The sequence below is a fragment of the Streptomyces erythrochromogenes genome (genome assembly GCF_036170895.1).
Classification (GTDB): Bacteria; Actinomycetota; Actinomycetes; order Streptomycetales; family Streptomycetaceae; genus Streptomyces; species Streptomyces erythrochromogenes.
This window is the reverse complement of the sequence record NZ_CP108036.1, coordinates 1,693,219-1,706,254: the sequence shown is the minus strand read 5'-3', so window position 1 is coordinate 1,706,254 and position 13,036 is coordinate 1,693,219. Positions and strand designations below refer to the sequence as shown.

Here is a 13,036-nt window from a genome sequence, read left to right as displayed (position 1 = left end):
ATGTGAGACGACCCGAGGCGCACCACCGATGACCAGCACCGCAGCCCTGCCCGCCGAGGCCACCGCACCCCCCGAGCCGGGCCGCGACCCCCATGCCCGGCGCTTCGGCCTCCCCATCGCGACCTGCCTGGTCATGGGCAACATCATCGGCGGCGGGATCTTCCTCCTCCCCGCCTCGGTCGCACCCTTCGGCACCATCAGCCTCCTCGCCTTCGCGGTGCTCACCCTCGGAGCGATCGCCCTCGCGCTCGTCTTCGGCCGCCTCGCCCACCGCCACCCGCAGACCGGCGGCCCGTACGTCTACGCCCGCGCCGCCTTCGGCGACTTCGCCGGCTTCCTCGCCGCCTGGAGCTACTGGATCACCTCCTGGGTGTCGAACGCGGCCCTCGCCGTCGCCTCCGTCGGCTACCTCTCCGTCCTCTTCCCGGCCATCGGCGAGCACAAGTGGTCCATGTGCCTGGCGGCCCTGGCCATGCAGTGGCTCCCCGCGCTCGCCAACCTGGCCGGCACCCGCTACGTCGGCGCCGTCCAACTCGTCGCCACCGTGCTGAAGTTCGCCCCGCTGCTGCTGGTGGCCGTGGGCGGCCTGTTCTTCTTCGACCCCGCCAACCTCGGCCCGTTCCAGGCCACCGACCAGAGCCCGGCCGGCGCGCTGTCCGCCTCCGCGGCGATCCTCCTCTTCAGCTACCTCGGCGTGGAGTCGGCCGCCGTCAGCGCCGGAGAGGTCCGCGACCCCGCCCGCAACGTCGGCCGGGCCACGATCCTCGGCACCACCGGCGCGGCCGTCGTCTACCTCCTCGGGACCCTCTCCGTCTTCGGCCTCGTCGCCCACGAGAAGCTGGTCTCCTCCGAAGCCCCCTTCACCGACGCCGTCAACGCCATGTTCGGCGGCACCTGGGGCGGCACCCTCGTCGCCTGCGCCGCCGTCGTCTCGATGGCCGGCGCCCTCAACGGCTGGACCCTGCTCAGCGCCCAGACCCCGTACGCCGCCGCCAAGGACGGGCTCTTCCCGCGGGCCTTCGAGAAGAAGCGGCGCGGCGTCCCCGTGGTCGGCGTCGTCGTCACGACCTCCCTGGCCTCCGCCCTGACCGTCTACAACTACACGGCCGGCTCCGACGGCGTCTTCGAGATCCTGGTCCTCGTCACCACCTTCACCGCGACCGTCCCCTACCTGCTCTCCACCGCCGCGCAGATCTACTTCCTGCTCTCCGGCCAGGGCGAGCGCGTCGGGCGGGGGCGCCTGGTCCGCGACGGCGCCCTCGCCGTCCTGGCCTTCGGCTTCTCCATGTGGCTGGTGGCCGGCTCCGGCTACGCCGCCGTCTACCAGGGCGTGCTCTTCCTCTTCGCCGGCGTCGCCGTCTATGCCGTGATGGCCGCCCGCAGGCAGCGGACAGTCGCCTGACCTGCGCGGTAGCGTGGAAGGACAGCGCCTTTAGGGGGCACGAAAGGGCCGCCATGTCCGCGATCAGAGAAAGCATCGAGATCGACCGCAGTCCCGAAGAGGTCTTCTCCTACGTGTCGGACGCCTCCCACCTGCCGGAGTGGCAGAAGAGCGCCGTGTCCGTCCGGGGCTCCGAGCACCCGGCCGTCGGCTCGCTCATCGCCGTACGGCGGCGCATCGGGCGGCGCGAGTTCCCGACGACCATGGAACTCACCGAGTACGACCCGCCCAGGAGCTGGCACCTGCACGGCATCGACGGCCCGGTCCGCGGCGACGTCCGGGGCACCGTCGAGCCCCTGGGCGACGGGACGCGCTCCCGGCTCACCCTGAGCCTCGACTTCGAGGGGCACGGCATCGGCAGGGTCCTCGTACCGCTCGTCGTGAAGCCTTACGCGCGCAAGGAGATGCCGCTGAACGAGGAGAAGCTCAAGCACCTCATCGAGACCTGAACCGGGCGGGCGTCCGGCGAAAAACCGGATGCCGGGCGGTGCGCGGTATGACCACACTGGCCGCACCACACACCGCCCCGCCCCGAAGGACCATCCCGCCCGTGCAGGCTGCCGTCACCGTCACCCCCGCCCAGATCCCCGAACTGCTGCTCGGCCTCGCCACCGTGCGGCCCGTTTTCCTCTGGGGGGCGCCCGGCATCGGGAAGTCCTCGCTCGTGCGGAAGTTCGCCGACTCCCTCGGCCTGGAGTGCGTCAGCCTCCTCGGCACGCAGCTCGCCCCCGAGGACCTGATCGGCGTACCGCAGATCCGCGACGGCCGCTCCGTCTTCTGCCCGCCCGAGGCCATCGCCCGCGACGAGCCGTACTGCCTCTTCCTCGACGAGCTCAACGCCGCGGGCCCGGACGTCCAGAAGGCCTTCTACTCGCTGATCCTCGACCGCCGGATCGGCTCCTACGAACTGCCCGCCGGCTCCATCGTCATCGGCGCGGGCAACCGTGCCACGGACAACGCGCTGGCCCGGCCCATCGCCTCCGCCCTGGTCAACCGCCTCACCCACGTCCACCTCCAGGCGTCCGCACAGGACTGGCTGGTCTGGGCCGGCGAGCACGGCATCCACCCGTGGGTCACCGACTACCTCACCGAGCGCCCCGACCACCTCTGGTCGCAGCCGCCCAAGACCGAGGAGCCCTTCTCCACCCCGCGCTCCTGGCACATGCTCTCCGACGCCCTGCACTCCTTCGGCACGGAGCTGGACGAGGAGACCCTCAAGGTGGTCGCCCACGGCACGCTCACCCCTGCGCACGCCGTCTCCTTCTGCGGCTACGCCAAGATCGTCCGCCACACCTTCGGCATCGAGGCCATCGTGAAGGGCGACGCCTCCTGGCCCGCCCGGCTCCAGGACCGCGACCTGCTCTACTACCTCGCGGAGGCCTTCCGCGGCCGCCTGCTCAAGGAGCTCCCGGCGCAGAAGGAACACGTCTCGCCCGCCCTGCGGCAGCACACGTACCGCTTCAAGTCGCTCCTCGTCCAGCTCGCCGAGATCTCCGTCGAGGTGGCCCAGACCGTCATCGCCGACGACGCCGACGGCCTGCCCGTGCTGCCCGGATGGTTCCTGATCGAGGCCGCCCGCGACATGCCCCGGCTGGTCGAGGCCCGCCGGTGAGCCGGAGCGGAAAGGCCCGGGCGAAGGCCGCCGCCAAGCCCGACCCGGCCACCCAGGCCTTCGCCGAGGGCCTGGCACTGGTCAAGCAGAACCCGGCCCTCGGCGCCCTCGACGGCAAGATCTGCCGCGAGGCCGGCTGCCCGGAGTCCCCGGACGGGGGCCTGGCCACCATCACCTCCAACGGCGTCGTCCACGTCCACCCCACCCGGCGGGCCGAGCCCCGGGAGTGGGCCTGGACGATCGCCCACGCCCTGCTCCACCTCGGCTTCGGCCACGTCCCCGCCGCCAAGGACGAGAACCGGACCCAGCCGGACCGCTTCGACCTCGCCGCCCGCTGCGCGGTCGTCAACCGCTTCCTGCTGACCTTCCCGGTCGGCCGCGCCCCCGACCACCTGCCCGCCGGTTACCCGGGCGGCGACGAGGACGAGCTCGCCGCCCGCTGGCGCCGCGACGGCATCCCGGCCGCCTACGAGCACTGCGGCACCGCCGGGCGCGCCCCCGACCAGGTCCTGACCACCTGGCGGACCTGGAGCACCGCCGTCCCCGACTGGCAGACCGCCTTCGCCGCCGCCCTGACCCGCAGCGTCTCCGCCGCCATGGACGTGGCCGGCGGCCGCCGTGACCGGACCACCGGCGAACGCGTGGCACAACGCCCCTGGGACCGGGCCCTGAACTGGTTCGTGTCCTCGTACCCGCTGCTCGGCGGGCTCGCCGCCGGCCTGACCGTCGTCGCCGACGCCGAGCTGGCCCGCGCCCAGGACATCGCCGTCGCCGCCGTCAGCGCCACCGCCGGGGAGATCTACATCAACCCGCTGCGCACCTTCGAGGACGACGAGTGGCGGTTCATCCTGGCCCACGAGATGCTGCACGCCGCCCTGCGCCACGGCGAGCGCCGCGGCGGCCGCGACCCGTACCTGCACAACGTCGCCGCCGACTACGTCGTCAACGACTGGCTGGTGGAGATGCGGATCGGCAGCATGCCCGAGGGGCTGCTGCACGACCCGGCGCTGCGCGGGCTCTCCGTCGAGGAGGTGTACGACCGGATCGCCACCGACCTGCGCCGGATGCGGCGCCTGGCCACCCTGCGCGGCAAGGGGGCCGGGGACATCCTGGGCGAGCCCCTCGCGCACGGCGCGGGGCGCCCGTACGCGGACCTCGACGATTTCTACCGGCGCGGCCTCGTCCAGGGCTTCGACCTGCACGTCCGCGACGGGCGCGGCCTGCTGCCCGCCGGGCTCGTCCAGGAGATCCGGGCCCTCGCCCACCCGCCCGTGCCCTGGGACGCCCGGCTCGCCCGCTGGTTCGACGAGTACGTGCCGAGGCCGGAGGCCGTACGGTCCTACGCCCGCCCGGCGCGCCGCCAGGCCTCGACCCCGGGCATCCCGCGCGCTGGCCGGTACTTCCCGCCCGAGGAGATCGCCCGCTGCACCTTCGGCGTGGTCCTCGACACCTCCGGGTCGATGAACGCCGCCCTGCTCGGCAAGGCGCTGGGAGCGATCGCCTCGTACGCCGAGGCCCGGGACGTACCGGCGGCGCGCGTCGTGTTCTGCGACGCGGCGCCGTACGACGCGGGCTACGTGCCGCCGACCGAGATCGCGGGCCGCGTCCGGGTCCGCGGCCGGGGCGGCACGGTGCTCCAGCCGGGCATCGACCTGCTCCAGCGGGCCGAGGACTTCCCGCCCGCGGCGCCGCTGCTGGTCATCACCGACGGCTGGTGCGACACCCTGCGCATCCGCCGCGAACACGCCTACCTGATCCCCCAGGGAGCCTCCCTCCCCTTCACCCCGAGGGGCCCGGTCTTCCGGCTGTCCTGAGACGCAGAACGCCCCCGGCCCGCGGATGCGCAGGTCGGGGGCGTGCTGGTGGAGATCGACTCAGTCGAGGTAGTCGCGCAGCACCTGCGAACGCGACGGGTGGCGCAGCTTCGACATGGTCTTCGACTCGATCTGGCGGATGCGCTCACGGGTGACCCCGTACACGCGGCCGATCTCGTCGAGGGTCTTCGGCTGGCCGTCGTTGAGGCCGTAGCGCATGGAGACCACGCCCGCCTCGCGCTCCGAGAGCGTGCCCAGGATCGACTGGAGCTGCTCCTGGAGGAAGGTGAAGGAGACCGCGTCCGCGGGCACGACGGCCTCGGAGTCCTCGATGAGGTCACCGAACTCGCTGTCGCCCTCCTCACCCAGCGGGGTGTGCAGGGAGATCGGCTCGCGGCCGTACTTCTGGACCTCGATGACCTTCTCGGGGGTCATGTCGAGTTCCTTGCCCAGCTCCTCCGGAGTGGGCTCCCGGCCGAGGTCCTGCAGCATCTGGCGCTGCACACGGGCGAGCTTGTTGATGATCTCGACCATGTGGACGGGGATGCGGATCGTGCGCGACTGGTCGGCCATGGCACGCGTGATCGCCTGCCGGATCCACCAGGTCGCGTACGTGGAGAACTTGAAGCCCTTGGTGTAGTCGAACTTCTCCACGGCGCGGATCAGGCCGACGTTGCCCTCCTGGATCAGGTCCAGGAAGAGCATGCCGCGGCCGGTGTAGCGCTTGGCGAGGGAGACCACGAGACGGAGGTTGGCCTCCAGCAGGTGGTTCTTCGCACGGCGGCCGTCCTCGACGAGGATCTCCAGCTCGCGCTTGAAGGCGGGCTTGTGGTCCTCCTCCTCTTCGAGCTTGTACTCGGAGAAGAGACCGGCCTCGATGCGCTTGGCGAGCTCGACCTCCTGCTCGGCGTTGAGGAGGGGCACCTTGCCAATGAGCTTGAGGTAGTCCTTGACCGGGTCGGCGGTGGCGCCGGCGACCATGACGGTCTGCGCCGGGGCGTCGTCCTCGTCGTCGTCGGACAGCACGAAGCCCTGGGCGCCGGCCTTGGGCGCCTCCTCCTCGGCCTCGTCGACGAGGTCCTCGGCCGCCCAGTCCTCGCCCTCGACGGCCGGGGTCTCGCCCTCGTCGGAGTCCTTGGCGCTGGTCTTCTTCGCCGCGGCGGTCTTCTTCACGGCGGTCTTCTTGGCGGCGGTCTTCTTGACCGTGCGCTTCTTCGGCTCGGCGGCGGCCTCGGCCGGCGCCGCCTCCGCAGCCGCGGCGGCCGACGGAGCGGATATCGCCGAGGCCGTGGACGTGACCGTGGTGGCCGCGGCCGGGGCCGCGGTCTTGCGCGCACCGATGGGGCGGGGCGCGGCGGCGGCCTTCTTGGCCACGGTGCGGGCGGGGGCGGCGGCAGCCTTGCGGGGCTTCTTCGCGGCAGCCTTGGTGGCAGGGGCCGCGCTGACGTGAAGGGCGACACCCTCCTCGTCGAGGACCTGGTTCAGGCTGCGCAGGACCCGCTTCCACTGGTCCACCGGGATGCGGCCGGCCTCGAAGGCCTGGCGCACGTCGTCACCGTTGATGTGACCCTGCTCGCGGCCGCGCTCGACGAGCGCGACGAGGGCCTCGGATTCGGCGATCTCCGGAGGGAACGTACGGGACGGGCTGAGCGACACAAGGAGCCTCTCGTTGCGAACAAATATGGGGTGGGCGGGACATCATCGCGCGAACTCGGGAAACAGACCCGAGGGGGGTCTGTATTCCGGGCCGCGCGAGGACACCTGTCGGTTCATCGCATGCCCGAGTCGATTCGTTACGCGCTGAATTGAGTGACCTGCGCCACGCTGCGACCGGGCAACCTGATCCGGCGTGGATCCGTCCGCCCTCCGTGTCAGCCCGTTTTGCGGGCTTCGATCAGGAAGCGGGCGGTGTGCGCGACGAACGGACCGTCGCGCTGGATCCGTTCGTGCAGCTCGCGCAAGCGGTCCCGGTACTGCCCGACCGTGAAGCCGGGCACCATCCAGATCACCTTCCGTAGAAAGTAGATCACGGCTCCGATGTCGTGGAACTCGGTGCGCAGCCGTTCGGAGCGCAGGTCCAGGACTTCAAGGCCCGCCTTCGTGGCGTCGGCGACCGCGTCGTCGGGGTGCCGGGCGCGCCGCACCTCCTCGGGCTGGGGCCCGAGAAAGAATTCGACGAGTTCGAAGACGCTCGCCGGGCCGACCTGCTGCGAGAGATACGTTCCGCCCGGTGTCAGCACCCGGGCGATCTCGTCCCACCAGATGGTCACCGGGTGTCGGCTGGTCACCAGCTCGAAGGCCTCGTCGCCGAAGGGCAGGGGCGGCTCGTCGGAGTCAGCGACCACCACCGCGCCCAGCGGGTGCAGCAGCCGGGTCGCCCGCTCGATATTGGGCGGCCAGGACTCCGTGGCCACCGTCAAGGGCGGCAGGGGACCGGACCCGGCGAGGACCTCGCCGCCGCCGGTCTGGATGTCCAGGGCCGACCGGACCCGGGCCAGGCGCTCGGCCAGCAGGCGCTGGTACCCCCAGGAAGGACGCTGCTCGGTGGCCCGCCCGTCGAGCCAGGAGAAGTCCCAGCCGTCCACGGACACGGACTCGGCCTCGGCGACAAGATGGTCGAAAGTACGCGTCATGTACTGATCGTCGCAGGTCGGGCGCCGGGCGACCACCGATTTGGTCGACTACAGTGGTCGGCGGGCCGTGACTGGCGTTCGGGTGGATCACCACCGGGGAGCGGCCCGGCGTACCGAGGACCTCCCGTACGTCGACTGCCGCGCGCCTGGGCGAACCGCGATCCGCGCACCGCGCACCGCAGCGACGTTCAGGAGATCCCGTGACGACCGCCCAGCAGACCGCCCCCGCCCCCGCCGCCGGCACCGCCCGGCCGATGGACGGCACCGCCCTCGCCCGCCGCATCTCGGAGCAGACCGCCGCCCTCGCGGCGAAGATCACCGAGCGCACCGGCACCGCGCCCTGCCTCGCGACCGTACTGGTCGGCGAGGACCCCGCCTCCGTCACCTACGTCCGCATGAAGCAGAACCGCTGCGCGAAGGCCGGGATCACCTCCCGCCACGTGGAGCTGCCGGCCTCGACCACCACGGAGGAGCTGGTCGCGGCGATCACGGCCCTGTCCGAGGACCCGGAGATCAGCGGCATCCTGCTCCAGCACCCCGTTCCGCACCACATCGACGAGCGCGCCGCCTTCGAGGCCATCGCCCCCGGCAAGGACGTGGACGGGGTCACCATGCACTCCTTCGCGGCCATGGGCTTCGGCCTGCCGGGCTTCGTCTCCTGCACCCCGGGCGGCATCATGCGCCTGCTCGCCGCGTACGACGTGGACCTGACCGGCAAGCACGCCGTGGTCGTCGGCCGCAGCGCGATCCTGGGCAAGCCGGCCGGGATGCTGCTGCTGGAGCAGAACGCCACCGTCACCTACTGCCACTCCCGTACCCAGGACCTGTCCTCGATCGTGCGCCAGGCGGACGTGCTGGTCGCGGCCGTCGGCAAGGCCGAGTTCATCCGGGGCGAGGACATCAAGCCGGGTGCCGTGGTCCTGGACGCCGGCTACAACGAGGGCAACGTCGGCGACGTCCACTTCGAGTCGGCGGCGGCCCGGGCCTCGCTGATCACGCCCGTGCCGGGCGGTGTCGGCCCGATGACCATCGCCGTCCTGCTGGAGCAGACCGTGCAGGCCGCCGCGGCGCAGGCCGGGCTGGACCTCGCCGAGCTCTGACCCGCCCCGCCGATACGCAAGCGCCCCGGACCCCCGGTCCGGGGCGCTGCCGTTTCCCGGCCGTCAGACGGACGTGCGGAACGCGTGGGCCAGGGCCGTCAGGGGGCGGTGGCCCAGGCGGTGCGGCTCCGGGAGCGGGGCCGGTCCCGCCCCGGATCCGCGGGCGGCGGCGGCCTTGAGGCGGCACGCGGCAGCCAGTACGGCCGCGTCCGCGACCGTGGCCGCCCGCGCGTCGTCCATGCCCCGGCCGCGGGCCTCCTCGTACGCGGCGGCGTGCACCCGGGGGTCGAACCAGCCGGCCAGCGCCAGGATGCCGTCGTCGATGACCGACTCGCGGTGGACGAGCCGGATCCGCACCGGGGACCACCAGGCCAGCGGTACGGTCCGGCCCTGGGCCGCGGCGAACCCGCGCAGCGCCTTCCACAGCGGGCGCAGCCGCCGGTACTCGCCGAAGGCCGTCCACGTCGCCGACCCGCCGACCAGCGGCACGACGAACCCGGCCCCGAGCAGCAGCGCGGAGGCCGACGCCAGGGGCGGCGCCACGTCCGTGGACAGGTACACGCAGTCACGGCCGACCCAGCGCGCGGCCACCGAGGCCCATTTCGCGACGAGGTAGGCCAGGTCCAGCAGCCCCGCGAGCACGATCAGGGCCAGCCCCGTGCGCAGCGGGCGCAGCGAGCGGTCCGCGCGCGCGAACCACTTCGCGCACAGCCAGGTCAGCGCCGAGGTGCCCAGCGTGTGCGCGACCAGGAAGCAGACGATCATCTCGCGGATCCACGGCGTCGTGGCGTAGTACGTGTCCAGGTCCCTGAGCCGTTCCACCGGCGCGTCGCCGATCACGAACAGGGCGACGATCGCCGCGGTGGCCGTGCCGAACACGGCCGAGGTCAGCCGGGTGGCCCGGCGCACGGCCGCGGGCGGCCCGCCGCGCCACTGCAGGACCAGGACGACGCACAGCCCGGAGAACACGGTGAGCAGGCCGAACACCAGGGGCGCGGAGAAGTTGACCACGCCGGTGCGGCGGTTGACCGCGGCGATCGTCGGCGGCGAGGCCAGGAAGGTGATGGGGGCGCCGACGACGAGCAGCGCGCAGGCGGTCCGGTTCAGCGGCTGGTCCCAGTTCCGGCGCAGCTTCGGAATCTTGATCAGCAGCGCCAGGACCATCAGGGAGCCGGGCAGGAGGAGCAGGGCGGTCTCGCCGCTCATCGGGCCTGTCCGACGGGGTCGGCTGGGCCGACCGGATCGGTTGCCGGACCGGTGGGGGCGCCGCCGCCCCCGCCCCCTCTGCCGGAGCCGGCGCCGGTGCCCGCTCCGGGCGTCGGGTCGAGCCCGGCGACGGCCCGCTCCGCGGCGGTGAGCGGCGGCGCCTTCAGCGCGCCCCGGTCGGAGGCGCGCATCACGTGCCAGACCACCGACGGGCGGAGCCAGTGGGTGGGCTCGATGCTCATGGTGAGGACGTTGAACAGGGCGGCGGTGAGCGCCTCGTCCGTGGTGGCTCCCGTCATCAGGCGGTTGACGTAGCCGTTCAGGACGTTGGTGCCGGCGCGCGGCTTCATCCCGGTGGCGCCCGGATAGAGGATGTCCTGCGACGTGGCGAGCTCCCAGGCGGTGCCGACCTGGGGCGCGATCACGCGCTGCGCCTCGCGGCCGATCCCGGGATGGGCCAGGCCCTTGCCCCGCAGCAGGGTGCGTACGGCCAGCAGTCCCTGGGCGGCGACGCTCATGCCCTGTCCGTACAGCGGGTTGAAGGTGGCGACGGAGTCGCCGACGGCGAAGAAGCCGTCGGGCAGCTCGGCCTTCTCGAAGTAGATCCGGCGGTTGGCGGTGCCCTGGGTGACGGCGACGTCCGTGAGGGGCTTGCGGCCCTCCAGGAGCTCGCCGACGATCGGGTCGCGGACGGACTTGGCGAACGGGATGAACGCGTCGGGGTCGCCGGTGGGCTGGCCGCCGCGGGTGCCGGACAGGGTGGCCTGCCACTGGCCGTTCTCGATGGGCACGATCGTGGCGGTCTGCCCGGGCACGGGCACCCGCGGGTCGGACTGCACGTTGACGATGGGGAAACCCATCTCGTGCGCGCCTGCGGGCGCCTCGAAGATCCGGGTCGCGTAGACGAGCCCGGAGTCGACCTCGGCCTGCCGGATGCCGCTCACGCCGAGCGCCTGGAGCCACGTCCGGGCCCGCGATCCGCGGCCGCTGGCGTCGACCACGAGATCGGCCGTCACCAGCCGGTCCCGCTCCTCGGGGGTGTCGACCCGGACGCCGGTCACCCGGGCCGCCGTGCCCTCCAGGCCCCGCACCCGGCTCTGCTGGAGGGTGGACACGCCGGCGAGGCCGGTGACGCGGGCGCGGACCACCGAGTCGAGGAGGTCGCGGCTGCAGGAGATGTTGAACTGCTTCTCCCCGCAGCGCGGGATCCAGCCCTGGGCGGTCTTGGTGACCAGGTCGGTGGGCAGGCTGCGGCGGATGGCGCCGGCCTTCGTCCAGTCGTCGGTGATGCCGGGCAGGATCCGCTCGATGGCCCGGGCACCGCCCGACCACAGGAGATGGGTGTGCCGGGCCTGCGGGAGCCCGCGGCGCGGGGCAGGCCCCTCGGGCAGCGGGTCGGCGTCGATGACGGTGACCGTGGCGTGCTCGGCGAGGACAGCGGCCGCGAGGAGGCCGGCCAGACTGCCGCCTATGACGACGACGTGGCGGGGCGGTGAGGACTGGTTCATCGTGGCGGGCTCTCTGTCAGGGCCGTGCTGAGGGCATCGGCGTGAGGGATGCGGCGACTGGCTGGTGCTGGTCACGGCGCGGCACGGGGCTTCCCCAGCCGAGTGAGGACTTGATGCGTTCGATCGCCTCGGGGAACTGCTGCTCCCGGGGCGACGGCAGGTAGGAGCGCAGGAGGGTGCCGAGGTGCAGGCCGAAGGTCTCGGCCCGGATCTCCGCCGGATCCCCCTGGTCGGCGCGTGCGGCCGCCTGCCGGACGACCGCGTCCAGCCCGGCGTCGGAGGCCAGCAGGGCGGCGAGGCGGCCGGGGCGTCCCTCTCCCGCGAGGCGGGCGGCCGCCAGCATGCCCGGGCCGACGCTGTCGCAGGTCCCCTCGTCCAGGTGCCACAGCTCGTGGCACGCGATGACGAGCTGGTGCTCGGGCCGGGTGTGCTGCTCGACGACGATCAGGTCGACGTCGTCCAGCTCCAGCCACAGTCCGCTCGCGGTGTCGGGCGGGAAGGAGGTGAAGTGGAAGTCCACCTTCCGATCCCCGCCGCGCCGCCCGGCGTAGGCCGCGCACAGCGCCCCGATGATCTCCCCGACATCGGCCGGGGCCGTCAGGCGTGCGCCCTCCAGCAGTTCGGAGCCCAGCTTGCGCATGGCCCGTGTGGTCCTCATGGTGTTTCTCCCTCGGCGGCGGCGTCCTCCGTCGGCGCCCCGCCCTTCGTGCCCGGAACCCCGAGCTGCCCCTCGCGTGCGAGGAGGTCGTCCAAGTGGTCGGCCAGCGACTTCCAGCCCTGGGGCGACAGCCGGCCGGCCCGCGTGACGATGCTGCGTACGTCGTGCGCACGCAGCACGGCCAGCATCGGATTCTCCCGCGCCCGTTCCACGCACTCCAGTTCGCCCTCGATCAGCGCGAGCGCAGTACCGAGCGCCTCGGTGTCGTCGGCGAGCAGGAAGCCGCCGTCCACGCCGTAGAAGCGCTGGATCCCGGCGGCCGCGGCGAGGTTCGGCATGCCCTCGCCCTGGGCGAGACGGGTCAGCGACTGCCCCGACGCGTCGAAGGACTTGGCTATGGCCGTCAGCGAGTGGGCCTGGCCGTCCTCCCGCGGCCGGGTGCGCCGCAGGTGCTCGAACCGCTGGTGGACCTGCTCCTTCAGGGGGAGCCGGGGCGGCCGGCCGTCGAGGGTCTGCCGGATGGCCCGGGGCGTGATGCCGGTCAGGTACGAGAGGTGTTCCAGGTCCTCGCGGCCGTCCGAGACGGTGCCGGCCGACAGGGCGAGGGCCCGTTCCACCGCGCTCTTGCTGTCGGCCAGCAGGAAGCCGGCGTAGACGCCGAAGAACCGCTGCACGCCCGCCGCATGACCCATCCGCAGCAGCCCGGTGCCCGCGTTGAGCGGTCCGAGGGAGGCGCCGGGCGCGCCGAAGTCATGGGCGATGGCGGCGAGCGGCCATTCCCGGCCGTGCTTGTCGCGGCGGGTCGCGCGCAGCAGCCGGAACCGCTGGTGCACGCGCCGCTCCAGCGGCACTTCGGCGGCCGTACCCGCCACCACGCAGGCAATGCGGTGGGGTTCGACGCCCGACAGGTGGCTCAGCCGCCCCACCGCCAGCACCTCGCCGGGGTCCCGGCCGCAGCGCTCCGCGAGTGCCCCGACGCGGCGCCAGATCGCGGCGAGCTCGGGTCGATCAGCGGCTCGCACCTGCGGAATCTCCATATGTCGACAAGGCGTTCGAGTGGATCG

11 protein-coding genes and 1 riboswitch are annotated in these 13,036 nt (G+C 72.9%); of the genes, 5 read left to right on the top strand and 6 right to left on the bottom strand.

Features of this window, described 5'->3' with window-relative positions; translation table 11 throughout:
• Positions 1-28 precede the first annotated feature (28 nt).
• The 4 genes from OHA91_RS07970 (at position 29) to OHA91_RS07955 (ending at position 4,867) form a co-directional block, all read left to right on the top strand.
• On the top strand, positions 29-1,402 hold the full coding sequence (locus OHA91_RS07970) for an amino acid permease (protein WP_328738924.1): 1,374 nt from the start codon (positions 29-31) through the stop codon (positions 1,400-1,402).
• A 53-nt stretch (positions 1,403-1,455) separates the two neighbouring features.
• Positions 1,456-1,890: an SRPBCC family protein gene (locus OHA91_RS07965; protein WP_031158024.1), complete on the top strand. Its 435-nt coding sequence runs from the start codon at positions 1,456-1,458 to the stop codon at positions 1,888-1,890.
• 101 nt (positions 1,891-1,991) lie between these two features.
• Positions 1,992-3,053, top strand: coding sequence for an ATP-binding protein (locus OHA91_RS07960; protein ID WP_266496815.1), 1,062 nt, complete (start codon positions 1,992-1,994; stop codon positions 3,051-3,053).
• Positions 2,996-4,867, top strand: a complete 1,872-nt coding sequence (locus OHA91_RS07955) for a vWA domain-containing protein (RefSeq protein WP_381622542.1) — start codon at positions 2,996-2,998, stop codon at positions 4,865-4,867. Before OHA91_RS07960 ends, OHA91_RS07955 begins: the two co-directional genes overlap by 58 nt.
• 60 nt (positions 4,868-4,927) lie before the next feature.
• Here the strand turns inward: OHA91_RS07955 and OHA91_RS07950 are convergent, their stop codons facing one another.
• Together OHA91_RS07950 and OHA91_RS07945 are read right to left on the bottom strand one after the other, a co-directional pair.
• Positions 4,928-6,523, bottom strand: coding sequence for an RNA polymerase sigma factor (locus tag OHA91_RS07950; protein ID WP_031158018.1), 1,596 nt, complete (start codon positions 6,521-6,523; stop codon positions 4,928-4,930).
• A 215-nt stretch (positions 6,524-6,738) separates the two neighbouring features.
• On the bottom strand, positions 6,739-7,500 hold the full coding sequence (locus tag OHA91_RS07945; RefSeq protein ID WP_031158016.1) for a methyltransferase domain-containing protein: 762 nt from the start codon (positions 7,498-7,500) through the stop codon (positions 6,739-6,741).
• A 57-nt stretch (positions 7,501-7,557) separates the two neighbouring features.
• Positions 7,558-7,659: riboswitch (ZMP/ZTP riboswitch) on the top strand.
• Positions 7,660-7,754: 95 nt separating this feature from the next.
• Between OHA91_RS07945 and OHA91_RS07940 the strand changes: the two genes are divergently transcribed.
• Entirely contained in the window at positions 7,755-8,600 is an 846-nt protein-coding gene (locus tag OHA91_RS07940) for a bifunctional 5,10-methylenetetrahydrofolate dehydrogenase/5,10-methenyltetrahydrofolate cyclohydrolase (RefSeq protein WP_031158015.1), read from the top strand.
• 63 nt (positions 8,601-8,663) lie between these two features.
• On the opposite strand, the gene OHA91_RS07935 is transcribed toward OHA91_RS07940, so the two are convergent.
• The 4 genes from OHA91_RS07935 to OHA91_RS07920 are packed head-to-tail and all read right to left on the bottom strand — an operon-like array spanning position 8,664 to position 12,994.
• Positions 8,664-9,806: an MAB_1171c family putative transporter gene (locus OHA91_RS07935; protein ID WP_051893938.1), complete on the bottom strand. Its 1,143-nt coding sequence runs from the start codon at positions 9,804-9,806 to the stop codon at positions 8,664-8,666.
• On the bottom strand, positions 9,803-11,314 hold the full coding sequence (locus OHA91_RS07930) for an NAD(P)/FAD-dependent oxidoreductase (protein ID WP_328738922.1): 1,512 nt from the start codon (positions 11,312-11,314) through the stop codon (positions 9,803-9,805). The genes OHA91_RS07935 and OHA91_RS07930 overlap by 4 nt, the downstream gene beginning before the upstream one ends.
• Positions 11,315-11,330: 16 nt before the next feature.
• Entirely contained in the window at positions 11,331-11,972 is a 642-nt protein-coding gene (locus OHA91_RS07925; protein WP_158714916.1) for a toxin-antitoxin system, toxin component, read from the bottom strand.
• Entirely contained in the window at positions 11,969-12,994 is a 1,026-nt protein-coding gene (locus tag OHA91_RS07920; protein WP_328738921.1) for a hypothetical protein, read from the bottom strand. The genes OHA91_RS07925 and OHA91_RS07920 overlap by 4 nt, the downstream gene beginning before the upstream one ends.
• Positions 12,995-13,036: the final 42 nt, after the last annotated feature.